This is a genomic window from Streptomyces sp. JNUCC 64 (assembly GCF_054484115.1).
In genome coordinates this window covers 6,216,404-6,239,200 of record NZ_CM137015.1, presented here as the reverse complement: position 1 = coordinate 6,239,200, position 22,797 = coordinate 6,216,404, and the positions used below count along the sequence as shown (strand labels likewise).

The window sequence follows — 22,797 nt, the reverse complement described above, 5'->3', positions numbered from 1 at the left end:
GGCAGAGCGAGGCGTCCGGACCTGTACGCGCGGTCTCTACTCGAACTCGTATTGCAGTTCGTACAGATGGCCCGCCTTCGCCATCACGGTCACCTCGATCGGGCGTTCGTCGTCGCTGTACACGACCCGCAGGGTGCGCAGGATCGGCAGATCCGTCGGCAGACGCAACGCCTCGTACTGGGCTTGGGTCGGCACCCGGGCCGATACGCGGTCGACGGTGAGTCCCGGCGGATATCCCATCCCGGTCAGGAGAGCCAGGGTCCCTCCCCGGATCTTCCGGGCCTCCGCCAGCGCGGTTCCCTGTGCGAGGTCGAGAGGGTAGTACGCCGAGACCAGTTCGACGGGTTCCCCGTCGTGCAGCAGGAGTTGCTTGCGCTCGATCGCTGTTCCGGTCTCGTCCAGGCCCAGCAGTTCGGCGACGTCGCGCGGCGGCCGCACCTCGGACACGCCCAGGAGTCGGATGCTGCCGTTCTTGCCGCGCTTGGCGGTCTCGGTGAGCCACGGGTAGGGCTTGCCGGGGGCAGCGGGACTTCCGAAGTCGGCCGGGCGGACCGTTTCCTGCCGGTGTTCACGGACGGTTACCCCCGAGCCCGCCCGGCCGATGACCAAGCGCTCGTCCTTCAGTATCTGCAACGCCTTCTGCACGGTGGCGTTCGACGCCTGGAACCGCTCCTTCAGCCGCTGTGTGGAGGGGAGATTGGTGGCGGGCGTCAGGACCCCGGACATGATCTCGTCACGCAGATCCGCGGCGATGCGTTCGTGCAGGGGACGCCGGTCGTGGGTGTCCTCATACGCCTCGGGCATGTCAGTCCACCCTCCTCTCGTAGCCGAGTTCCTGGGTGGCGGCGGGGAAGACCGACACGTCGACCTGGAACGGGACGCCCCTATCGTCCAACGTGACCCGGGTGAGAGTCAGGACCGGGGTACCGGCGCTCATCGCCAACGACTCCTGCTCCTGGGGATTCGGCATCCGGGCGCGCACCACTTCGCGTACGACGTGGGCGGTGTGTCCGAGGTCCGCCAGCAGGGTGACGGCGCCACCGGGGATCTTCGCGGTCTCCGTCAGACGGGTGCCCCGGGCGACGGCCACCGGGTAGTAAGTGTCCGTCAGTTCCACGGGCTCCCCGTCGAGGAACATGATCCTCCGACGCACGATCACTTCCGCGCCCTCGTCCAGCCCCAGCAGCTCCGCCACCTCACGGGAGGCCCGGGCTTCCCCGGCCCGGACGACGCGCTGCGTCCCCTTACGGCCCCGGGCAGCGGTCTCGCTGGTCCAGGCGTCGGCCTGACCCTCCGCACGGGGCCTCAGATACGGCGCCGACGTGTGCGTCCACCCGCCTTCGGGCACGAGCCCTCCTCCTTCACCAGCGTCCCAGAACCTTGCCTCTTTACACAGTAAAGCGTTCCACCCTTCTGAACCTTACTGGTTTTCGCGAAAAGCGATACGTTCACCGCGGGGCTGAGGCGCCGGGGAACGCATGCTGATCACCGCTGAGATCAAGGCGATACGCGAGTGAGGGGCGGCAAGACTCCACGGTCCCGTCCCTGAAAGAACGTCCTGACCTGCTGTGGCAGCGAGTCAGGACGCACCCCACTCCGTGTGGCGACGACAGGAACCTGCGAGCCGAGCCAAGCCGAGGGATGTACCGAGATCCCTACTGCCCAGACGTCCTGCCCGAACCCGGGCACGGTCGACCGATGTGAAGGAGAGCCGGGATGCCGCAAAGTACGAGCGCCACGGGGGACGGGACGGACTCCCCCGGGTCTCCGCCGTCTCTGTCCGTGCTGCTGACGGAGTGGGCGCGGCGGGAGAGTCTGGTGGACCGGGTGGCGGTGGCGGCTTTGGTGGCGGATGACGATCTGATCCGTCGGAGCGAGGTCGTGGCGGGTCTTGTGGTGGTGCGGGAGGGGGTGACGGGTTGCGACTGGGAGCGGCTGAGTCGCTGCACCACTCTGCTGGAGAGGCTGCCCGACTCCGACGCGGTGTTCCTCGCGCTCGTTCTCGCCGTCGCGCGGCGGGCGCCGCTGCCCACCGGCAGGCTGCGGCTTCTGGGTGAGCGGCGGTTGACGCTGGTGCTGCGGGCGCTCGCCGCTCTCGCGGAGTCCAGCGGTGTCGCGGTCGGGGAACGCGCGTGAGCCACCGTCCACCGCCGATGGTCCGGCCGGACACGGAAGCCCTCGCCCGGTGGCTGCTCCTCGCGGCCGGGGACCCGTCCACCGCCGTCCACGAGTGGGCGACGCGCGGCGTGGCGCTGCTGGCCTGTGGGCGGACCTTCGACGCCGTCCGCGTCCCCTGTGACCTCGTCCGGGTCGCGACCGCCGCCACCGACGACGCGAGTGCCGCCACCGTCCTGCGCACCGCACTGAACGGCGGGCCCGTCTTCACCGACCGCACCACCCGGCAGACCTACGCCCTCACCGCCCCCGGAGCCTGGCCCCCCGGTCGGATGCCTCAGGTCGAGCATCTGGGGACCGGGTACTACCTCGGCGTACCCCGGCCCGACCTCCCCACCGGGCGAAACCGCACCCAGTGGGCCGGACCCGTCGACCGGTACGCCTGCCCCGCCGCGCCCCTGCGCGCCCTGCTCGCGCGCGGACTCGAACGGCTGCACAGAGCCGAAGCCGACGCCGACGCCCCGGACGAAGCGCTCGTGAGCCCGGCGGACCGTCCGTGGCGGTCGTGAGGCCCGCCACCGAGCAGGTCCTGTACGTCCTCACGGTCGCCGTGCTGCTGGCGGCCGTGGCGTACGGCGCCTCCCGGCCCTGAACGGCTCCCGCGCTCCCGCGCTCCCCGTCGGCAGACATCACAGCAAGGACCCTCATGACCCTGCCGTGCGCACGCCCCGCACGGGGGCGATTCCTCCGGCGGCTCCGGGTACTGCTGAGGCTCCCCCGACCGCTGTCCGAGACCCGGAGAAGCGGACCGCGCGCCCGGTACCGGCGTCCTGCCGGCCACCCCGTACCGATCGAGGTCAGCCACAGAACGTTGACGCGGTGTCACACTTCGGTGCCACGTCGACGGTGTTCCGGCCAGCCGCCCGCCCGGTGGGGCCGCCGGGGCCGTTCGCGGGCGATCCGCCGTCGGTGGGGGCGGCAAGGGCGGACGGATGCCGTTGCCGCCGGGCGCGCCCCCAGCGCACGCCCCTGACGGAACCGGTCATTCCCGTCAAGAATCGTGACCGTCCGGATGTGACCCTGCACGGTAGGTGAGGGGACGGGAAGGATGGGGCGTGCTCACCCGTCCGATCGTCCGAAGGGAAGCCATGGCGACCGCCGAAGGAATCGAGCAGGGCTACGCCTACCGTCTGAAGAACAAGCGCACGGGTCTGTACCTGACGAGTTCCGGGTTCCAGGGGGACAGCTACTCGACCCTGTGGCCCGGTGAGAGCGGCGGCCAGGCCCGGCTGTCGCAGACGTGGAACGTCCTGAGCCTGGACAACGGCGAGTACCTGATCGCCCAGAAGGTCGCCGGGAACCTGCTCACCCCGAACGACTTCTCCAGCGGTGACGTCCGGGTGAACCTCTTCCCGCCGCAGAACGGGGCGGACGCCGGGGTCCGCAACAGCCAGACCTGGCTGATACGCCCCGCGGGCGGCGGCTTCTTCACCATCAGCAACAAGAACGGCGGGCTGTTCCTCACCCCCAACCACTTCGGTACGACCGGCAAGGACCAGGTCAACACGTACTGGCGGGCGTCCGGGGCGGACGGGGACTCCCAGTTGTGGGCCCTGGAGCGGGACACCCGCTACGACGGGATCCTCAACGCCCGGGTCGGCCAGACGGGCGCGTCGGTGGGCCGTCCGGCGGAGGCGGCGGGACACAACCGGCCGAACCCGGACACCACCCCGGAAGTCCTCATCGGCACCAGCCTGCTGCCCTTCCCCCTGGTGTCGGACCCCGCGCTCGGCCGGGCCCGGCAGGCCGCCGAGAGTCCGTACTACCTGCTCAAGCGGTACGGCTTCTACAAGGTCGTCTACTACTACGAGCACAGCGGCCAGGTGAGCAAGAAGGAGTCGCAGAGCACCACCGTCGGGGTGACCACCAGCAACGCCCGTGAGGTCGAGACCACGACCAGCATCTCCGTCACCGCCGAGACGAGCTTCGCCTACAAGGGGTTCTCGGCGTCGCTGAGCACCACCATCAGCCACCAACTGCGCACCCGGGTCGCCCAGGAGACCACCCAGTCCAGCAGCCGCACCGTCACCGTAGAGCGGGAGTACCCGGCCAACGGCAAGCGGCTGTCCCAGGCGATCTGGTTCCGCGCGGACCGCTACGTGCTGGAGCGGGCCGACGGCGGCAAGGTCACCGAGTGGGAGACCACCACCGACCAGGACTCGGTGGACGCCGTCTTCCCCGTCGCCACGGGCTGAGACGACGACCGTGGCCGACGGGTCCGGGCGGGCCCCTCGGCCACGGGGACGGCGGGCGCCGTACGGGTGGCGGTGCTCAGAGCCGGACCCGGGCCGCGACCGGGAGGTGGTCGCTGGTGGTGCGGGGCAGGGTCCAGGAGGTCACCGGTTCCACGTTCTTGACGAGGATCTGGTCGATGCGGGCCATCGGGAACGACGCGGGCCAGCTGAAGCCGAAGCCGGTGCCCGCCGCGCCCTGGGTGGAACGCATCTGGGAGGTCACGGCGTTGAGGGCGCGGTCGTTCATGGTGCCGTTGAGGTCACCGAGGAGGATGATCCGCTCCAGGGGCTCCCGCAGTATCGCCCGGCCGAGCGCGTCGGCGCTCTGGTCACGGAGGCTGGCGGTGAAACCGGCCTTCAGCTTCAGCCGCACCGACGGCAGATGGGCGGTGTACACGGCGACCGGGCCCTCGGGCGCGGCGACCGTGGTCCGCATCGCCCGGGTCCAGCCCAGTTTGATGTCCACCGGCCGGGTGTCGCTGAGCGGGTACTTGCTCCACACCCCGACCGTGCCCTCGACCTCGTGGTACGGGTGGGTGGCCTCCAGGACGCGGGAGTACACCGGCAGGGCCTGCGGGGTCAGTTCCTCCAGGGCGATGACCTCCGCCCCGGACCCGGCGACGCCCCGGGCGGTGCCCGCGGGGTCGGGGTTCTGGGCGTTGACGTTGTGGGTGACGAGGGTCAGGTCGCCGCCGGTCCCGGTCTTGTCGGTGACCAGGCCGCCGAAGAGGTTCAACCAGGTGACGGCGGGCACCAGGACCGCGATCAGCGCGGTGGCGGAGCGGCGCACCAGGGCCAGCAGCAGCAGGACCGGCACCAGGACGCCGAGCCACGGCAGGAACGTCTCGTTGAGGCTGCCGAGGTTGCCGACGGAGTTGGGGATCTGCGCGTGCAGGATCATCACCAGCGCCAGCAGCACCGCGCACACCGCGAGGACCACGCCGCGCCGCCAGATCCGGGGATCGCCGCGCCAGCCGCCGAACGCACGCCGCAGCCGGGATCCGGGACGTCCGGTGCGCGTGCCGCTCTCACCGCTGTCCGTGTCCGTCGCGTACGCCTGCTGCGCCATTGCCGTCGCCTCACTGCCTGCCGTGCGTTTCGCTGCCGCCTGCCCCGACCCTAGGCGATGGACGGTGGTGTTCCCTCCGTCGCCCCGGCGGCCGTGGGGGACGCGGAGGTGGTGGAGCGGCCCACCGGTGTGCGGCGCGGAGGCGTCGCGGCTCGGCGGGACGGGACGCGTCGCGCGGTGACCCGGGCGCGGCGACCCTACTGCGCGGGGCTCAGGCCCGCCAGTAGGGCGTCCACGATCCGTGTCGCGAAGTCGTCCGGCAGTTCCGCCTCCGGGCGCAGGACGGTGCGCACCAGCATGGGTCCGACGAACAGGTCGTTGAGGAAGTCCACGTCCAGATCGGCCCGGATCTCCCCGCGTTCCTGGCCGCGCTGGAGGACGGCGCGGGTGAGCCGGACGCGGGGTTCGACGACGGTGGCGTGGTAGGCGTCCCAGAGCCGGGGATGGGTCTTCAGCTGGGCGTGGGCGGTGTGCAGCAGGGCGGAGGAGCGTTTGGCGACGCCCCGCAGCCGCTGGGCCTCCAGCAGGGCGATCAGGTCCTCCCGCAGGGACGCCCCGGTGAGCGGGGGGTCGGCGGGTTCGGCGCGGCGGATGGCGTCCGCGAAGAGTTCCTCCTTGCCGGGCCAGCGGCGGTAGATCGTCGCCTTGCCGACCCCGGCGGTGCGGGCGATGCGTTCGATGCTGATGTCGGCGAGGGGGACGCCCTCCTCCAGGAGCCGGACGGCGACCTCCAGGATCGCCCGTTCGGCCGCCTCGCTGCGGGGGCGGCCGCGTACCGGTTTTGCCGCGTCCAACGTTCCTCCGGCCCTTCCGTGGACTGTGGCTCCCCATCTTCCCCGCCGGGGCGGTGTCCTCCCACCGCGCCGCCGCGACGGTGGTCCTCCCGTCACGGCGACCCGGGGCGGGCGGGGCGGTCAGGAGGCGCGTTCGGTCTCCGGGCGGACGGGGCTGGGGGCGCCGGGGGCGGGCCGGGGCGCGCGGGCGGGCAGGAACAGGGCGGTGACCAGGGCGCCGAGGGCCGCGACGGCGCCGCCCCAGACGGCGGTGGTGTGCATCGCGTGGAGGAAGGCGTCGTGCGCGACGGTGACCAGGTGCGCTCCGTCGGGGCCGAGTTCCCGGGCGGCGGCCAGGGTGGCCTCGACGGATTCGGCGGCGCTGTGCCGGGCCTCCTCGGGCAAGGCGGTGAGGCCGTCGTCCTCCACGCGGGAGCGGTAGGCGGCGGAGAGCACCGAGCCGAGGACGGCGATGCCGAGGGCGCCGCCGACCTGGCGGAAGGTGCCGCTGAGGGCGGAGGCGGAGCCCGCCTTCTCCCGGGGCAGCGCCTGCATGACGAGCACGCTGGTGGGGGTGACCACATGGGCCATCCCGGCGCCCATCAGGAAGAACACGATCTCCATCGCCCATACGGGGGTGTCGGCGTCGAAGAGCGCGAACGCGGCCAGCGTCCCGGCGAGCGTCAGCAGTCCGGCGGTGGTGACGGCCCGGTAGCCGAAGCGGTCGACGACGAGCCGGGCCCGGGGCGCGCACACCAGTTGGGCGACGGCGAGCGGCAGCATCAGCAGCCCGGACTCCAGCGGGGAGTACCCGCGCACGCTCTGGGTGTAGAACACGGCGAAGAAGGTGACGCCCATCAGCGCGAAGAAGACCAGGGTGACGGCGGTGACGGAGGCGGAGAACACCCGGTCGCGGAAGTGGCGCATGTCGATGGCGGGGTGTTCGGCGCGCAGTTCGTGCCGGACGAAGAGGGCGAGGACGGCGAGGCCCGCGCCGCCGGTGGCGAGGACCAGGGGGTCCGTGAAGTCGGCGAGCCGTCCGCCCTCGATGATGCCGTAGACGAGGAGGGTGAGTCCGACCACGCTGAGCAGCACGCCGAGGGGGTCGGTGCGGCCGGGCGCGGGGTCGCGGGAGTCGGGCACCAGGGTGAGCAGCAGGACGACGGCGAGGGCCACGATGGGGACGTTGACGAGGAACACGGAGCCCCACCAGAAGTGGTCCAGCAGCAGTCCGCCGGTGACCGGTCCGATGGCGATGGCGAGTCCGACGCCCCCGGCCCAGACGCCGATGGCCTTGGGCTGTTCGTCGCGTTCGAAGACGTTGACCAGGATGGCGAGGGTGGCGGGCATCACGAAGGCGGCGCCGAGGCCCATCAGCGCCCGGTAGGCGATGAGTTCGCCGGGCGAGGCGGAGTACGCGGCGAGCGCGGACCCGGCGCCGAACACCAGCATCCCCGCGACGAGGACCTTGCGGCGGCCCAGCCGGTCGCCGAGGAGTCCGGCGGAGAAGAGGAGTCCCGCGAAGACCAGGGCGTAGGAGTTGATCGCCCACTCGATCTCGACCTGGGTGGCGCCGAGGCCGGTGGGCGCGGGGGTGGAGATGGTGCGGACGGCCACGTTGAGGATCGAGTTGTCGATGACGACGACGAGCAGGCTGAGCATCAGGACGCCCAGGATCGCCCAGCGCCTGCGGTGGACGGCCTCCGGGACCCGGGGCGCGGGGAGGGCGGGTGTGGTCATGGGCCGAGCGTAGGGATGTTTCGATACGAGACAGACTCGTATCGAAATCCATGGGGAGAACTTTACGCTCCGGCCCCCGCCGGACCTCACCGGATCGTGCCGGGCGGGGTCCGGACCCTGGTGACGCACGGCACTCCCGGTGCCGGGAGTGTCCGGCCGTCCCGGGGGAACCAGGGAGGTGTGTCCGGCCCCGCCCGGCCGGCCGGCCCCCCGACTACCGCCCGACGATCCGAGGTGCCACCATGGAAAAGGTCCGGAGACGCCGTCAGGGCGCTTCGAGATGACATGAAGGAGCCGTTGCGATGACGCAGCTTTCGGCTGCCCCCGCACCCGGTCAGCACACCGCACCCCCCGACGGGGGCGGAAAGACGCTGTACGGGGGCAAGGGAACCCGCCGCATCACCGTCCGGGACATCACCCTCGCCAAGGAACGCGGCGAGAAGTGGCCCATGCTCACCGCCTACGACGCGCTGACCGCCTCCGTCTTCGACGAGAGCGGCATCCCCGTGCTGCTGGTCGGGGACTCGATGGGCAACGTCCACCTCGGGTACGAGACGACCGTCCCGGTGACGATGGACGAGATGACCATGCTCTCCGCCGCCGTGGTGCGCGGCACCCGGCGCGCCCTGGTCGTCGCCGACCTGCCCTTCGGCTCGTACCAGGAGGGCCCCACCCAGGCCCTGCGCAACGCGATGCGGCTGGTCAAGGACGCGGGCGTGGGCGCGGTGAAGCTGGAGGGCGGGGAGCGCTCGCACCGCCAGATCGAGCTGATCGTGGAGTCCGGCATCCCGGTGATGGCGCACGTCGGGCTGACCCCGCAGTCCGTGAACACCATGGGCTACCGGGTCCAGGGCCGGGGCGAGGAGGCCGCGCAGCAGCTGCTGCGGGACGCCAAGGCCGTCCAGGACGCGGGCGCCTTCGCGGTGGTGCTGGAGCTGGTCCCCGCCGAACTCGCCGCCGAGGTGACGCGCACCCTGCACATCCCCACCGTGGGGATCGGCGCGGGCGCCGGGACCGACGCCCAGGTCCTCGTCTCCACCGACATGCTGGGGCTGACCGGCGGACGGCTGCCCCGCTTCGTGAAGGAGTACGCGCGACTGCGTTCCGTCATCGGTGACGCGGCCCGCGCCTACGCCGACGAGGTCGTCGCCGGGACCTTCCCGGCGGAGGAGCACTCCGTCCACTAGGTCGTGAGGAACGACCGGCCCCACCCGCACCACCGGGACCTACGCCACCACCCGGTAGGTCCCACCCGCACCACCGGCCGGGCTCCCCGGCCGGGACCGCGACCGGTCCGGGGCGTGCCGGACCGGTCGCCCGGAGCCACCACGGCACCAGGGACGGCCCGTCGATCCTCCCCCGTCGGCGGGCCGTCGCCGTTCCCTCCGCCGGGCCGTCCCCGGGGGCGGCCCGGATCGGGCGGCTGCGGAACGGCCCTCCGGCTGACGGTACGATCCTCCTACTGCCTGCCCGGACGGCGGTTCTCCCCGTGGACGGGGCGGCGCCCGTCCCCGGGGCCGGCCCCCCGTGTGGTGAGGAGGATCCCCTGGTGTCTTCGCGTCGACTGCCCTCCTGGGCCTGGGTCACCGGACTGCTCTGCGCGGCCCTGGTGGTCGTGGTGGGGCTGGCCGTGCGGGCCGAGCCCCTGCCCAAGGGCGAACCCGCGGCGGCGGGCGCGGAGGCGAAGCCCAGCGAGGGGGCCGAACCGAGGAAGAAGAAACCCGCTGCGAAGCACCCCGTGCCCGAGGAGTCGGGACAGGGCCGCCGGGTCGTCTACTCGCTGGAACTGCGCCGGGTGTGGCTGGTCGACGGACGCGAGAAGGCGGTGCGCACCTTCGAGGTGTGGCCCGGTTCGGTGCACCCCGCCGAGGGCACCTACAAGGTCTTCTCCCGGCTGGCCACCGGCACCGGCACCGACGGGGTGCGGGTCGCCAACGTCGTCTACTTCGCGCGGGCTTCGGGGGTGACCATCGCCTTCTCCAACGCGGTGGACGGCTCCCGGCCCAAGGTCGACCTCGGGGTCCAGACCGGCGCGGTGCGCCAGCGGATCGCCGACGGCGCGGCCCTGTGGACCTTCGCCCCCGAGAACACCCCGGTGCACGTCGTCACCTGATCCGCCCGGCGCCCACCGCGCCCACCACGCTCGTCAGGAGGGGCCGTTCCGGACCGTCCGCCCACGCGGCGGCCGTCCGGGGCGGCCCCTCCTCGCACGACCGGGCGGCCCCCTTCCGTGCCCCGGCCCCGCCCTGTCGGCGCCCCGGTCCCGTCCTGTCGGTGATCCGTCGGCGGTCCGTCGGCGGGCGGGCGGTCGGGGGACCCCGGCCCGGTCCGCTGTCGGCGCGCTGACGGCGGGGGCTGGCAGCGTCACCGTCATGACACACACCGACACGGCCGACCACGGCCCCGGGGCGGGAACGGCGATCTCCGTCCGGGGGCTGGTCAAGCACTACGGGACGGTACGGGCCCTGGACGGCGTCGACCTCGACGTCCGGGAGGGCACCGTGCAAGGGGTCCTCGGGCCCAACGGCGCGGGGAAGACCACCCTCGTCCGCTGTCTGTCCACCCTCGTCGTCCCCGACGCGGGCACCGCCGTCGTCGCGGGCCGGGACGTCGTCCGCCAGCCCTACGCCCTGCGCCGCCGGATCGGACTCACCGGCCAGTACGCGGCGGTGGACGAGAAGCTGTCCGGCCGGGAGAACCTGATCCTCATCGGACGACTCCTCGACCTCTCCCGCCGCGACGCCCGCTCCCGCGCCGACACCCTGCTGGAACGCTTCTCCCTCACCGAGGCGGCGCTCCGCCCGGCCCGCACCTACTCCGGCGGGATGCGCCGCAGGCTCGACCTCGCCGCGTCCATGACCGGCCGTCCGGAGGTGCTCTTCCTGGACGAGCCGACGACCGGTCTCGACCCGCACACCCGCAACGAGGTGTGGGACGAGGTCAGGGCGATGGTCGGGGACGGCGTCACCGTCCTGCTCACCACCCAGTACATGGAGGAGGCCGAGCAACTCGCCGGGGAACTCACGGTCATCGACCACGGGCGGGTCGTCGCCAGCGGCGAGGTCCAGGAGCTCAAGACCCGGGTCGGCGGCCGGACGCTGCGGGTGCGGCCCGCCGACCCCGGGCTGCTGGGGACCGTCGCCCGGGAACTCGACCGCTCCGGACTGACCGGCCCCGGCCGCGCCCTCGCCGACCCGGACGCCGGGGAGGTCATGGTGCCGATCCTCAGCGACGGACAGCTCACCGCCGTGGTGGACGCGCTGGCCGCCCAAGGGGTCGTCCTCGCCGCCCTCTCCACCGAACTGCCCACCCTGGACGAGGTGTTCCTTTCCCTGACCGGACACCGTCCCACCCCGGACCCGGGCGTCCAGCCGTCCCCCGAGGAGGCCGCCGCGTGACCGCCACCGTTCCGTCGACCGACGACCCGACCGCCACCGGCACCCCGTCGGCCGCCGCGCCCCCGCCGACCGGGGCCGCCAAGGCCGTGAGGGCCGCCGCCGACGACCGCCGGATCGGGCCCCGCGCCCATCTGCGGCACATCAGCGCCCTGGTCCGGCGGAACCTGCTGTGGATCCGTCAGGACCCGGAGTCGATGCTGGACGCCGTGCTGGCGCCGGTCATCTTCGTCCTGCTGTTCGTCTTCGTCTTCGGCGGCGCCATCGCCGGGAACCAGGACCGCTACGTCGACTACGTGGTCCCCGGACTGCTGGCGATGATGGGCCTGAACATCGCCATGGGCACCGGCACCGGCTTCAGCCAGGACATGCGCAGCGGGGTCATGGACCGCTTCCGGACGCTGCCGATCGCCCGTTCCTCGGTGCTCATCGCCAAGATCGTGGTGGAGATCTGCCGGATGCTGGTCGCCAGCACGATCCTGCTGGGCCTCGGGTTCGCGCTCGGACTCTCCGTGGAGAGCGTGCCCGGGCTGCTGGCCTCGGTCGGGCTGTCCATCGTCTTCGGCTCCGCCCTGATGTGGGTCTTCCTCACCCTGGGCGTGTCCCTGCGCGACGCCCAGTCCGTCCAGCAGATGGGAATGCTCGTCTTGCTCCCGCTCCAGTTCGGCTCGTCCATCTTCGTCCCCGTCGAGACCATGCCCGACTGGCTGCGGACGTTCGCCGACTACAACCCGCTGTCGTCGCTCGCCGACTCGGCCCGCGCCCTGATGAACGGCGGCCCCCTCACCCACGACCTGATCGTCATCGGCTGCTGGTCGGTGGGGCTCACCGTGGTGATGGCCCCGGTGGCGGTGCGGAAGTTCCGCACCGGGTCGTGACCGCCCGCCGCGCTCACACCAGCGCGGCGGCCTCCTCCGCGCTCAGCAGGGCGCCCTCGGCGAGCGCGGCCGCGTACCCGGCCGGGCCGAGGGCGTCCCGGGTCAGGGCCTCGACCCGGGCGCCGCTCTCCCGCTCGACCAGCCCGGTGTGGTGGCCGGACGGCGTCAGCGCCCGGTAGGCGCCGACCAGCCGCACCGCGTCCCGGGCCCGCGCCGGACCGTCCCGCTCGGCCAGCAGCAGCGCACCCGCCAGCAGGTGCGTGGCGGCCAGATGGGGGGCGATGGTCTGGCTCAGCCGGGCGCGGGAACGTTCCATCGCCACGCGCAACCGCTCGGCGGCGGAGTCGAAGCGCCGGTCGAGGATGTCCAGCCACGCCTCGATGCCGGTGATGAACCCGTCGAAGACGACGAACCCGGCCACCTCGAACGAGTCCCGCAGCAGGTCCAGTTGCTCCCGGGACTCGGAGACCCTCCCGGTGCGGCCCAGATGGACGGCGAGGAAGAGCCGCGCGGTGGGCATCGCGGCCGACCCCTGCTCGGAGGTCTCGGCCAGCAGGGTCCGCAGCAGTTCCTCGCCCCGGTCCTCCTGGTCGCTCTCGATCCACACCCCGGCGAGCCGGGCCCGCAGCAGGGTGACCTGGCCGTGGGCGCCGAGGCGGAGGGAGTACTCCACGGCCTCCTGGTAGTCGGCGGCGGCCCGTGGGTGCTCGCCCCGCCGCTCATGGGTCTCGGCACGCGCCATCAGGGCCTCCGCCGCGCCCCAGACGTCACCGAGGGCGCGGAAGAGTCCCAGCGCCTCGGCGGCGTCCCGGGCCGCGCCCTCCCGCCGCCCCTCGTCGTGGGCGAGGATCAGGGCCCGGGTCTGGAGCGCGTGGGCCAGTTCCCAGGGCTGGCCGAGGGCGCGGCAGGTGTCGACGCTCGCGTCCAGGACGGTGCGCAGGGTGGAGCGGTCCTCGGTGAGCAGCACCGCGAAGTACCAGAGGTGCCCGGGGACGCGGCAGGTCTGCGGGAGCCCGGGCCGGTAGGCCGCGGCGATGCCGCGCAGCCGGAGCTGCGCCTCCGCCGTCTGCCAGGTGTCGAACTCCATGTCCATGTGGGCGAAGTGGACCAGGTGGGCTCCGCGCCGGGCCTCCGCGAGCGCCTCCGGGGAGAACGGCGGCGGGGCGGCGATCGGGGAGACGACCAGCGGTTCGGCGGGGGTCACCGGCGGGGCGAAGGGGTCGGGGCCGAGCGCCCCGGTCTCCCCGGCCCAGGTGCGGGCGTCGGCGCGCAGGTTCCGGATGTGCCAGAACCACGCCAGGGACAGCACCAGGCAGAGGGCCTCCTGCTCGTCCCGGGCGGCGACCGCGTGCCGCAGGGCGGTGCGCAGGTTCTCGTACTCGGTGGTGAACCGGCGGATCGCGGCGAGCTGTCCGGCGCCGCGCAGTTCCGGGTCGGTGGTCCGGGCGAGTTCGCGGTAGTGGACGAGGTGGGCGCGGACGGCGGCGGCGCGGCCGTCCGCCTCGTCCAGCCGTACGGACGCGTACTCGGCGACGGTCTCCAGCAGCCGGTAACGCATCGGGCCGTCCGGCCCGGGGGCGGCGACCACCAGGGACTTGTCCACCAGGGAGCCCAGCGCGTCGAGGGCGGCGGGCCCGCACACGGCCTCCGCGGCGGCCAGGTCGCAGCCGCCCGCGAAGACGGCGAGCGTCCGCAGTACGGCCCGTTCGTCGTCGTCGAGCAGTTCCCACGACCAGTCGACGACCGCGCGCAGGGTCTGCTGACGGGGCAGCGCGGTGCGGGCGCCGCCGGTCAGCAGCCGGAACCGGTCGTCGAGCCGGTCCGCGATCTGCCGGGGGGTGAGCATCCGCAGCCGGGCGGCGGCGAGTTCGATGGCGAGCGGGAGTCCGTCGAGGCGGCGGCAGATCTCGGCGGCGGCGGCCGGGTCGTCCCCGGTGGGGAAGCCGGGGCGGGCGGCGGCGCCCCGGTCGGCGAAGAGCCGCAGCGCGAACGGTTCCGGGAGGGGGTCCACGGGCCGCAGGGTCTCCCCCGGCACGGCGAGGGGTTCCCGGCTGGTGGCGAGGACGGTCACCCCGGGGCAGTGCGCGAGCAGCCGCTCCACCAGCCGGGCGGCGGCGGTGACGACGTGTTCGCAGTTGTCGAGGACCAGCAGCAGACGGCGGTGGCGGCAGTACTCGGCGAGCCGGGCGAGCGGGTCGCGGGCGTGCTGTTCGGTGACCGCGCGCATCCCCTCGGCGCCCGCGCCGCGCAGCACGGTCTCCCGGCCGCCGAGCGCGGTGAGCACGGCCTCGGGGACGTCCTCGGGGTCCTCGACGGGGGCGAGTTCCGCGCACCACACCCCGTCGGGGTGGTCGGCCGCGACGCTCTCGGCCGCCTCCAGCGACAGCCGGGTCTTCCCGGAGCCCCCGGGACCGAGCAGGGTGACGAGCCGGGCCCGCCCCAGGTCGTCCCGGAGCGCGGCCATCTCGGGCGCCCGCCCGACGAAGGAGGTGAGCCGGGCGGGGAGGTTCCCGAGGGGGGCCCGGGGGGCGGGGGTGCCGGGGGCGCCGGGGCGGGGCGCCCCGGCGGGACCGGGGTGGGACGGCGGTGCGGGGGCGGACGGCACCGACGCGGGCGACGCGGGCGACGCGGGCGACGCGGGCGACGCGGGCGACGCGGGCGACGCGGGCGACGCGGGCGACGCGGGCGACGCGGGCGACGCGGGCGACGCGGGGGCGGACGGCACCGGCGGGTGCGGTGGTTCCCCGGGCGCGGTGGGGGGCTCGGTCGCGGGCGGTGACGGGAGCGGGGTCGCGGTCTGGGACCGGGGCGCGGGTGGCGCGGTGGGCTCGGACGTGGGCACGGCCGGGGCCTCGGGGGTGACGGGCGTGGCCGAGGCCGTGGGGGCCACCGGGGCCACGGGCGTGGCCTGAGCTGAAGGGACGGCCGGGACTACGGGGGGCGCCGGGACCTCGGGGGTGAGGGGCGTGGCCGAGGCCGTGGGGGCCACCGGGGCCACGGGCGTGACCGGGACTGCGGGGGCCACCGGGGCAGCGGGCCTGGCCAGGGCCGAAGAGGCGTCCGGGGCTGCGGGAGAGGCAGGGACCGCAGGGGTGACGGGCGTCGCCGGGGCTGCGGGGGCCACCGGGACTGCTGCTGGAGCGACCGGGGCCACCGGGGCAGCGGGCGTGGCCAGGGCTGAAGGGACGGCTGAGGTCACGGAAGCCGCCGGAACCGAAGGGGCTGCCGGGGCCGTGGGGGTGACGGGTACGGCCGGAACCGCAGGGGCTGTGGGAGAGGCCGGGACAGCAGGGGTGACAGGCATGGCCGGAGCTGCGGGGACCACCGGGGCCACAGGCGTGGCCGGGGCTGCGGACGTGGCCGGGGCTGCGGGGGCCGCCGGGGGCACGGGAGTGACGGGTGCGACGGAGGCGCGCAGGAGTTCGGCGTGCAGGGCGCGGAGTTCCGGTCCGGGGTCGGTGCCGAGGCGTTCGGCGAGGCCGACCCGGACGGCGTCGTACGCGGCGAGGGCCTCGGCGGGGCGTCCGCTGTCCCGCAGGGCGCGCACCCGCAGCGCCTGGAGGGGCTCGTCCAGGGGATGGTCGGCGCAGAGCGCGGTCAGTTCGGGCAGCGCGTCGCGGGCGGCACCGAGGGCGACGGCGGCGGCGAGGCGGTCCCGGCGGGCGGCCTGGTGGACGGCGGTGTGGCGGACGGCGTCGGCGGTGCGTCCCGGCAGGTCCGCGAGGGCCGGTTCGCGCCACAGGGCGAGCGCCTCGTCCAGGGTGTCGGCCGCCCGGGCGGGGTCGCCGTCGCCGAGGGCCCGGGAGCCGTCGCCCGCCAGCCGGACGAAACGGTGCAGGTCGACCTGGTCGGCGTCGGCGCGCAGCCGGTAGCCGCCGTCCACGGAGAGCACCGCGTCGGCGCCGATCGCCCGCCGCAGCCGTCCCACCAGGGCTTGCAGCGCGGCGGTGGCGTCGGCCGGGGGATCGTCGCCCCAGACGTCGTCCACCAGGACGGACACCGCGACGGTGCGGCCGGGGCGCAGGGCGAGCGCGGTGAGCAGGGCGCGCAGCCGGGCGCCGCCGACGGGCAGCGGGGTGCCGTCGGCGCGCAGGGCCCGGGCCGGTCCGAGGATGCGGTAGCGCACGGGCCCATTCTCCCCCGGCCCGGACGTTCCCCGGTCCGGAACCCCGACCGGCCGTGGGACGTTGGCCCCGTGGACCGGTACCGGTACCGTCGGCGGACGCCCCCGGCCCCACGGCCCCGCAGCCCCGCAGCCCCGTAGCCCCACGTCCCTCCAGCCCCCTCGGTCCCTCGACCCGTCCGACACCCCTCACCCCTCACCCCTCACCCGAGCCTCACCGAGTCCCCGTCCCCCGTTCCCCGTCCCCAGGAGCAGCCCGAGATGACGACGACCACGACCGTGCCCCGCGGGGACCGCCGGATCAGCCCCGTCTTCCTGGGGATCGTCGCCGTGACCGCCGTCGCGGGGTGGGCGGTGTGGACGGACTTCGCGGAGGTCCCCGGGCTCGCCGTCTTCCTCTTCGTGACCGGCGCGTGGGTGGTCTCGCTCTGTCTGCACGAGTACGCGCACGCCCGGACCGCCCTGCACGGCGGGGACATCACCGTCGGCGCCAAGGGCTATCTGACGCTGAACCCGCTGAAGTACACCCACGCCCTGCTCAGCGTGGTGCTGCCGGTGCTGTTCGTGATCCTGGGCGGGATCGGTCTGCCGGGCGGCGCCGTGTTCATCGAGCGCCACCGGGTGCGGGGGCGGTGGCGGCACAGTCTGATCTCGGCGGCGGGCCCGCTGACGAACGTCCTGTTCGCCGCGGTGTGCACGGCGCCGTTCTGGCTGGACGCGCTGGACGGCGTCCCGGCGACGTTCCGCTACGCGCTGGGGTTCCTGGCGCTGCTGCAGGTCACCGCGGCGATCCTGAACTTCCTGCCGGTGCCGGGGCTCGACGGGTACGGGGTGGTAGAGCCGTGGCTGTCGGATCGGGTGCGGCGGCAGGTGGAGCCGTTCGCCCCGTTCGGACTGCTGTTCGTCTTCGCGGTGCTGTGGATCCCCGAGGTGAACCGGGCGTTCTTCGACGTGGTCGACGCGCTGCTGGCCTCGCTCGGCGTCGGGGACCTGGAGACGTACTGCGGCTACGACCTGTTCCGGTTCTGGCGGGAGACGGAACCGCTGTGCGAGGCGCGCTGAGCGCGTTCCGGCCCGCCGGTCCCTCCCGTACGGGAGGTGGTCGGCCGCTCCCGGACCGGGCGGGTCAGCCCTCCTGGGCGGGGGCCGGGGCGGAGGCGGCGGCGCGGGCCCGCAGCCGGTCGCGCCGGACGTAGTACCAGGCCATGTTGGACGACAGGCCCGCCATCAGCACCCAGACGACGCCCAGCCAGTTCCCGTAGACGAACGACACCACGGCGGCGGCGAGGGCGCACAGGCAGAGCACGAGGGAGAAGAGGGCGAGGCGGGACATGCGGGTCGGCTCCTGTCGGGGGACACTGCGTCCGTCCAGTGTCCCCCATGGGTCCGCCGCCGCCCGCACGCCCCCCGGCGCGGCGCCGCCCGGGACCGACGGCCCCGGGCGGCCCGCCGCACCGCCGCTCAGACGTCCGTGATCCGCAGTCCGGCGTGGGCCTTGTAGCGGCGGTTGACGGAGATCAGGTTGGCGACGAGCGACTCGACCTGGTGGGCGTTGCGCAGCCGTCCGGCGAACACCCCGCGCATCCCGGGGATCCGTCCGGCGAGGGCCTGGACGAGGTCGGTGTCGGCGCGGGCCTCCCCGAGCACCATCACATCGGTGTCGATCTCCGTCACCGAGGCGTCCTGGAGCAGCACCGCCGACAGATGGTGGAAGGCGGCGGTGACCCGGGACTCCGGCAGCAGCGCGGCGGCCTGCTCGGCGGCGCTGCCCTCCTCCGGCTTGAGGGCGTAGGCGCCCTTCTTGTCGAAGCCGAGCGGGTTGACGCAGTCGACGACGACCTTGCCGCGCAGTTCGTCGCGGAGCGACTCCAGGGTGCGGGCGTGGCCCTCCCAGGGCACCGCGACGATCACCACGTCGGCGCGGCGGGCGCACTCCGCGTTGTCGGCGCCCTCGACCCCGAGGCCCAGTTCGGCGGCGGCGGCCTCGGCGCGCTCGGCGGCCCGGGACCCGAGGACCACCTTCTGGCCCGCGAGCGCCAGCCGGTAGGCGAGGCCACGGCCCTGGTCGCCGGTCCCGCCGAGCACGCCGACGACCAGCCCGGAGACGTCGGGCAGCTCCCACGGGTCCCGGGCGGGGGCCTTGGCGGCAGCGGCGGGGGTGTCGGCGGGGCGCTCGGCGGGGGCGGCGCTCGGCGCGCCGTCGGAGGAAGTCATGGCCCGACCCTATGCGGACGGCCCCTCCGGCTCAGTGTGGCGGACCTCACGTGGCGGGGCCGCTCCCGCCGGACGGCGGACCCGGGGGAATGTCCGGACGAACGGATGTGCGCACGACGTATTCCGGGGGAACCCCGGGGCGAACCGGACGGGGGTCGGGCAGGATGCCGGGCCATGGACGCCGTACGAGTCGCGCTGCTGCGGGACGTGCTCGCCGGAACGGAACTGCTGGACGCGACGCGGCACTTCGCGGGAACCCTGCGCTCCCGGGTGGTACCGCGCGGCGGCGGACTGCTCCTGGTGGGCACCGAGGAGTACGAACCGTGGCACCTGGCCGCCCATCTGGTGGACGAGGCCGCCTGGTCGGGCACCCCGGAGCTGGCCCCCACCCTGGTGCGGCACCGGATACCGGCGGACTGCTCCCGGGCCGCGCACCTGACGGTGGGGCTGGAGCGGATCGCGGCGGCGCGGCGCGCGGCGACCCTGCTGGTGGTGGCGCCCGGCGCGGTGGACGCGGGGCTGCTGGAACGGGTGCACGGCGCCCGCCGGGCGGGGGCCACCGTCCTCGCGCTCTCCACCGGGGACCGGGAACTCGGCGCGCTGGCACACGAGTCGCTGACCGCGCCCGAGGACCCGGGGCCCTCGCTGGACACGGTCCAGCACCTGGTGAGCGCGGCGGCGGGAGAGGCCGGGGCGCCCCGGTCCGGGGCGCCGGAACGGCTGCGGGACCGGCTGGCGCGGTTGGCGGAGCACTTCACCACGCCACCGCCGTCCCGCTGGTGACGACGGGGCGGCCCCGCCCGGCCGCCCCGGAAATCCGGTTGCCGGAGGCCCGGGCCGCCCCCCAGGATGCGGATCCGTGACCCCCGATCCCACCGGCCGTTCCGCCGACCCCGGCACCCCGGCCCGTTCCACCGGCCCCGGCCCGGCCGACCCCCGGACCACCTCCCCCGCCGGACCGGGGGGACCCGCCACGCGGGGAACCTCCGCCGGACGGCCCGGGGACCCCGTCGACCCCGGGGAACCCGTCGACCCCGGGGACTCCGTCGACCCTGGGGAACCCATCGGCCCTGGGGAACCCGTCGGGTCCGGGGCGCCAATCGAGTCCGGGGAACCCATCGGGTCCGGGAAAGCCGCAGGGGCCGGGAAAGCCGCAGGGTCCGGCGGACCCCGCCCGCCGGGGGAACCCGCGCCGTCCGGTGAGCCCGCGCCGCCGGAGGCAGCCGCGGCCCCGGGGAAAGCCACGCCCCCGGAGGAACCCGTGCCGCCAGGGGAACCCGTGCCGCCGGAGGGACCCGCCGCCCCGCGCCGGGCGCGTTCGCTGCTGCCGGACCTCACGCCCTGGCGCTCCGTCCCCGACTTCCGGCTGCTGTGGGTCCAGGGCCTGATCACCTACTGCGGCGCGGCGATGGCCCTGATCGCGCTGCCCCTCCAGATCAAGGACCTGACCGGGTCACCGCTCGCGGTCGGGGTGATGGGCGCCGTGGAGCTGGTGCCGCTGATCGTGTTCGGGCTGTACGGGGGCGCCCTGGCCGACGCGGTGGACCGGCGCAAGGTGATCATCGCGACGGAGGCCGGACTGGGGTTCCTGGCCCTGGTGCTGCTGGTGAACGCGCTGCTGCCGCAGCCGCTGCTGTGGCCGCTGTACCTGGTGGCGGCGGGGGTCGCCGCGCTCACCGGACTCCAGCGGCCCGCGCTCGACTCGCTGTTCGCCCGGATCGTCCCGCACGAACAGCTCGCCGCCGCGAGCGCCCTCAACTCGCTGCGCTGGCAGGCCGGGGAGATCGCCGGACCGACCCTGGCGGGCGTCGTGGTGGCCTTCGCGGGCAGCGCCGCCGCGTACGGGACCACCCTGGTCACCTTCGCGCTGTCGGTGGTGATGTGCCGTCGGCTGGCCCCCGCCCCGGCCGCCCACGACGCCGAGAAGCCGTCGCTGCGGGGGCTCGCCGAGGGCGCGCGCTACGCCTGGTCGCGCCCCGTGCTGCTGGGGACCTACGCGATCGACCTGGCGGCGATGTTCTTCGCCTTCCCGCACGCGATCCTCCCCTTCCTCGCCGACGACCTGGACGCGGAGTGGGCGCTCGGGCTGATGTACGCGGCGGGCGCCGTCGGCTCGCTGGCGGTGAGCCTCACCAGCGGCTGGCTCTCCCGCTCCCGGCGGCACGGGCTGCTGGTGATCGGGGGCGCCACGGTGTGGGGCGCGGCGATCGCGGCGGCGGGCTGGTTCGAGACCCTCTGGCCGGTGCTGCTGTGCCTCGCGGTCGCCGGGGCGGGCGACCTGGTCAGCGGGCTGGGCCGGAGCACCATCTGGAACCAGACGATCCCCGACCACCTGCGGGGCCGTCTCGCGGGCATCGAGGTGCTGTCGTACAGCGTGGGCCCCCAGCTCGGCCAGGTCCGGGCGGGCGCCATGGCCAGCTGGACGGGCACCCGGGCCGCGTTCTGGTCCGGCGGACTGGCCTGCGTGGCGGCGGTGGGACTGCTGGCGGCGGCCCTCCCGAAGCTGTTCGCCTACGACGCGGACACCGACCCCGACGCGCTGCGCCGCAGGGCGGCGACGGGGGCCGGTCCGGTCACCGACCGGGAGGGGACGGCGGCGAACGAGGGGGCCGCGTAGGCGAGGGGCCGCCCGGCCGGGGTGCCCCGGGGGCGCGGGCCGTACGGACGCTCGCTCCCGTCGCGGAGGGGGCGAGCACCGGGCACCGGGCACCGGGCGGGCGCGCCGCGCGGTCAGCGGTCAGCGGTCAGCGGTCAGCGGTCAGCGGTCAGCGGTCAGCGGTCAGCGGTCAGCGGTCAGCGGTCAGCGGTCAGCGGTCAGCGGCGGACCGTAGGCCGTCAGCCGTCGTCGTTCTCGCCACGGGCGATCGCGTCGTGCCAGCGCGGGTCGTTCTCCCACTCCCGGGTGCGCTCGCGGGCGGTCTCCACCGCCGCCCGGGCCTCCTCGGGAGAGGCGTACGGGCCGAGCCGGTCCTTCGCGGGACACTCGGGGCCCTCTTCCACCTTCTGGTGCTCCAGGCAGTAGAACCACTCCCCCGGTCTGCCCACCGCCTTCTTCCTGAACAACGCCATGTGCCCATCCTCCGCTCGTCGCGTCCCGCGCGCCTGTCGTACCGGGTGCGCCGGGGGTGACGGACCGTCCCGGTACGGGCCCGCGCGGTCCGTTTACCCCGCGTCCGGCACGGCCATGCCGTCTCCGCGGGCTGGCTAGACTCTGCGCATGTCCGCACAGTCTCAGCTCGTTCCCGGGAAGCTGTCGCCCCCCCGTTCCGTCCCGGGCCACATCGTCCGTCCGCCGTACGTGGGCAAGCCCGCGCCCGCGCCCTACACCGGTCCCGAGGTGCAGGACGCGGAGACCGTCGAGCGCATGCGCGTCGCGGGCGGCATCGCCGCCCGGGCGATGGAGGCGGCGGCGAGCGCCATCGCCCCCGGCGTCACCACGGACGAGCTGGACCGGATCGCCCACGCGTACCTGTGCGACCACGGCGCCTATCCGTCCACCCTCGGTTACCGGGGGTTCCCCAAGTCGCTGTGCACCTCCGTCAACGAGGTGATCTGCCACGGCATCCCCGACTCGACGGTGCTGCGCGACGGGGACATCGTCAATCTGGACGTCACCGCGTACATCCACGGGGTGCACGGCGACAACAACGCCACGTACCTGGTCGGCGAGGTGGACGAGGAGTCCCGGCTGCTGGTCGAGCGGACCCGGGAGTCCCTGGAGCGGGCGATCAAGGCGGTCCGGCCGGGGCGTCAGATCAATGTGATCGGCCGGGTCATCGAGTCGTACGCCAAGCGCTTCGGGTACGGGGTGGTCCGGGACTTCACCGGGCACGGCATCAACACCTCGTTCCACTCCGGGCTGATCGTCCCGCACTACGACAGCCCGCACGCCACCACGGTGATCCAGCCGGGGATGACGTTCACCATCGAGCCGATGCTGACGCTCGGCACGCACGACTACGACATGTGGGACGACGGCTGGACGGTCGTCACCAAGGACCGCAAGCGGACCGCGCAGTTCGAGCACACCCTGGTCGTCACGGACACCGGGGCGGAGATCCTCACGCTGCCGTGACCCGGCGCCCCGCGCGCACCGCCGAAAGGCCCGTCCCTCCGGGGGCGGGCCTTTCGGCACGTCCGGGCGCGGGCCGGGGCACGGTCCGTCACGGGGGCTGTCGGAGGACCCCCGTCCGGGG

General features: G+C 74.4%; 19 protein-coding genes and 1 pseudogene. 11 read left to right on the top strand and 9 right to left on the bottom strand.

From position 1 onward, the window contains the following. Positions 1-36: 36 nt before the first annotated feature. Together ACVWNX_RS25660 and ACVWNX_RS25655 are read right to left on the bottom strand one after the other, a co-directional pair. A complete protein-coding gene (locus ACVWNX_RS25660) occupies positions 37-804 on the bottom strand; it encodes a GntR family transcriptional regulator (RefSeq protein ID WP_454410276.1) in 768 nt (255 codons plus the stop codon). Between the two features lies 1 nt (position 805). Continuing rightward, complete coding sequence (locus tag ACVWNX_RS25655) at positions 806-1,348, bottom strand: GntR family transcriptional regulator (RefSeq protein WP_454410274.1); 543 nt, start codon at positions 1,346-1,348, stop codon at positions 806-808. A 368-nt stretch (positions 1,349-1,716) separates the two neighbouring features. Between ACVWNX_RS25655 and ACVWNX_RS25650 the strand changes: the two genes are divergently transcribed. From ACVWNX_RS25650 to ACVWNX_RS25640, 3 genes are all read left to right on the top strand, one after another. Beyond that, positions 1,717-2,136 (top strand): hypothetical protein, encoded by a 420-nt coding sequence (locus ACVWNX_RS25650; protein WP_454410272.1) that lies wholly within the window; start codon positions 1,717-1,719, stop codon positions 2,134-2,136. After that, a complete protein-coding gene (locus tag ACVWNX_RS25645; RefSeq protein WP_454410271.1) occupies positions 2,133-2,684 on the top strand; it encodes a hypothetical protein in 552 nt (183 codons plus the stop codon). Before ACVWNX_RS25650 ends, ACVWNX_RS25645 begins: the two co-directional genes overlap by 4 nt. A 546-nt stretch (positions 2,685-3,230) precedes the next feature. After that, positions 3,231-4,370, top strand: coding sequence for a hypothetical protein (locus ACVWNX_RS25640; protein ID WP_454410270.1), 1,140 nt, complete (start codon positions 3,231-3,233; stop codon positions 4,368-4,370). A 76-nt stretch (positions 4,371-4,446) separates the two neighbouring features. Here the strand turns inward: ACVWNX_RS25640 and ACVWNX_RS25635 are convergent, their stop codons facing one another. From ACVWNX_RS25635 to ACVWNX_RS25625, 3 genes are all read right to left on the bottom strand, one after another. Further along, positions 4,447-5,478 (bottom strand): endonuclease/exonuclease/phosphatase family protein, encoded by a 1,032-nt coding sequence (locus tag ACVWNX_RS25635; RefSeq protein WP_454410268.1) that lies wholly within the window; start codon positions 5,476-5,478, stop codon positions 4,447-4,449. 197 nt (positions 5,479-5,675) lie between these two features. After that, positions 5,676-6,272, bottom strand: coding sequence for a TetR/AcrR family transcriptional regulator (locus ACVWNX_RS25630; RefSeq protein ID WP_454410266.1), 597 nt, complete (start codon positions 6,270-6,272; stop codon positions 5,676-5,678). A 120-nt stretch (positions 6,273-6,392) separates the two neighbouring features. Then, a complete protein-coding gene (locus ACVWNX_RS25625) occupies positions 6,393-7,991 on the bottom strand; it encodes an MFS transporter (protein WP_454410264.1) in 1,599 nt (532 codons plus the stop codon). A 302-nt stretch (positions 7,992-8,293) separates the two neighbouring features. Between ACVWNX_RS25625 and panB the strand changes: the two genes are divergently transcribed. The 4 genes from panB (at position 8,294) to ACVWNX_RS25605 (ending at position 12,264) form a co-directional block, all read left to right on the top strand. Further along, on the top strand, positions 8,294-9,178 hold the full coding sequence (panB, locus tag ACVWNX_RS25620) for a 3-methyl-2-oxobutanoate hydroxymethyltransferase (protein WP_454410262.1): 885 nt from the start codon (positions 8,294-8,296) through the stop codon (positions 9,176-9,178). Positions 9,179-9,540: 362 nt separating this feature from the next. After that, positions 9,541-10,104, top strand: a complete 564-nt coding sequence (locus tag ACVWNX_RS25615; protein ID WP_454410260.1) for a hypothetical protein — start codon at positions 9,541-9,543, stop codon at positions 10,102-10,104. Positions 10,105-10,363: 259 nt separating this feature from the next. After that, the gene (locus tag ACVWNX_RS25610; RefSeq protein ID WP_454410259.1) at positions 10,364-11,389 is read left to right on the top strand and encodes an ATP-binding cassette domain-containing protein; all 1,026 of its coding nucleotides are present in this window, start codon (positions 10,364-10,366) and stop codon (positions 11,387-11,389) included. Positions 11,390-11,475: 86 nt separating this feature from the next. After that, positions 11,476-12,264, top strand: coding sequence for an ABC transporter permease (locus tag ACVWNX_RS25605; RefSeq protein WP_454414938.1), 789 nt, complete (start codon positions 11,476-11,478; stop codon positions 12,262-12,264). 13 nt (positions 12,265-12,277) lie between these two features. Here the strand turns inward: ACVWNX_RS25605 and ACVWNX_RS25600 are convergent, their stop codons facing one another. Beyond that, entirely contained in the window at positions 12,278-16,390 is a 4,113-nt protein-coding gene (locus tag ACVWNX_RS25600; protein WP_454410257.1) for an AfsR/SARP family transcriptional regulator, read from the bottom strand. Between the two features lie 258 nt (positions 16,391-16,648). Between ACVWNX_RS25600 and ACVWNX_RS25595 the strand changes: the two genes are divergently transcribed. Further along, a complete protein-coding gene (locus tag ACVWNX_RS25595) occupies positions 16,649-17,449 on the top strand; it encodes a site-2 protease family protein (RefSeq protein WP_454410256.1) in 801 nt (266 codons plus the stop codon). 64 nt (positions 17,450-17,513) lie between these two features. On the opposite strand, the pseudogene ACVWNX_RS25590 reads toward ACVWNX_RS25595, so the two are convergent. Together ACVWNX_RS25590 and npdG are read right to left on the bottom strand one after the other, a co-directional pair. After that, a pseudogene (locus ACVWNX_RS25590) lies at positions 17,514-17,769 on the bottom strand (hypothetical protein). A 79-nt stretch (positions 17,770-17,848) separates the two neighbouring features. Next, positions 17,849-18,601: an NADPH-dependent F420 reductase gene (gene npdG, locus ACVWNX_RS25585; RefSeq protein ID WP_454410255.1), complete on the bottom strand. Its 753-nt coding sequence runs from the start codon at positions 18,599-18,601 to the stop codon at positions 17,849-17,851. A gap of 174 nt (positions 18,602-18,775) precedes the next feature. Here npdG and ACVWNX_RS25580 point away from each other — a divergent pair, with 174 nt between their 5' ends. Together ACVWNX_RS25580 and ACVWNX_RS25575 are read left to right on the top strand one after the other, a co-directional pair. Further along, complete coding sequence (locus ACVWNX_RS25580) at positions 18,776-19,384, top strand: hypothetical protein (RefSeq protein ID WP_454410253.1); 609 nt, start codon at positions 18,776-18,778, stop codon at positions 19,382-19,384. A 496-nt stretch (positions 19,385-19,880) separates the two neighbouring features. Beyond that, positions 19,881-21,218: an MFS transporter gene (locus ACVWNX_RS25575; protein ID WP_454410252.1), complete on the top strand. Its 1,338-nt coding sequence runs from the start codon at positions 19,881-19,883 to the stop codon at positions 21,216-21,218. Between the two features lie 218 nt (positions 21,219-21,436). On the opposite strand, the gene ACVWNX_RS25570 is transcribed toward ACVWNX_RS25575, so the two are convergent. Then, entirely contained in the window at positions 21,437-21,670 is a 234-nt protein-coding gene (locus tag ACVWNX_RS25570) for a hypothetical protein (protein ID WP_454410250.1), read from the bottom strand. A gap of 148 nt (positions 21,671-21,818) precedes the next feature. On the opposite strand from ACVWNX_RS25570, the gene map reads away from it, so the two are divergent. Further along, positions 21,819-22,676 carry a type I methionyl aminopeptidase gene (map, locus tag ACVWNX_RS25565; RefSeq protein ID WP_454410248.1) on the top strand — a complete coding sequence of 286 codons (858 nt, stop codon included), beginning with the start codon at positions 21,819-21,821 and terminating at the stop codon, positions 22,674-22,676. Positions 22,677-22,797: the final 121 nt, after the last annotated feature.

Excerpts from the sequence above, each read along its gene's own strand:
- ACVWNX_RS25610 (WP_454410259.1), top strand. The coding sequence starts at position 10,364 with ATGACACACACCGACACGGCCGACCACGGCCCCGGGGCGGGAACGGCG.
- ACVWNX_RS25650 (WP_454410272.1), top strand. The coding sequence starts at position 1,717 with ATGCCGCAAAGTACGAGCGCCACGGGGGACGGGACGGACTCCCCCGGG.
- ACVWNX_RS25580 (WP_454410253.1), top strand. The coding sequence starts at position 18,776 with ATGGACGCCGTACGAGTCGCGCTGCTGCGGGACGTGCTCGCCGGAACG.
- map (WP_454410248.1), top strand. The coding sequence starts at position 21,819 with ATGTCCGCACAGTCTCAGCTCGTTCCCGGGAAGCTGTCGCCCCCCCGT.
- panB (WP_454410262.1), top strand. The coding sequence starts at position 8,294 with ATGACGCAGCTTTCGGCTGCCCCCGCACCCGGTCAGCACACCGCACCC.
- ACVWNX_RS25570 (WP_454410250.1), bottom strand. The coding sequence starts at position 21,670 with ATGGCGTTGTTCAGGAAGAAGGCGGTGGGCAGACCGGGGGAGTGGTTC.
- ACVWNX_RS25595 (WP_454410256.1), top strand. The coding sequence starts at position 16,649 with ATGACGACGACCACGACCGTGCCCCGCGGGGACCGCCGGATCAGCCCC.
- ACVWNX_RS25635 (WP_454410268.1), bottom strand. The coding sequence starts at position 5,478 with ATGGCGCAGCAGGCGTACGCGACGGACACGGACAGCGGTGAGAGCGGC.
- ACVWNX_RS25660 (WP_454410276.1), bottom strand. The coding sequence starts at position 804 with ATGCCCGAGGCGTATGAGGACACCCACGACCGGCGTCCCCTGCACGAA.
- ACVWNX_RS25625 (WP_454410264.1), bottom strand. The coding sequence starts at position 7,991 with ATGACCACACCCGCCCTCCCCGCGCCCCGGGTCCCGGAGGCCGTCCAC.
- npdG (WP_454410255.1), bottom strand. The coding sequence starts at position 18,601 with ATGACTTCCTCCGACGGCGCGCCGAGCGCCGCCCCCGCCGAGCGCCCC.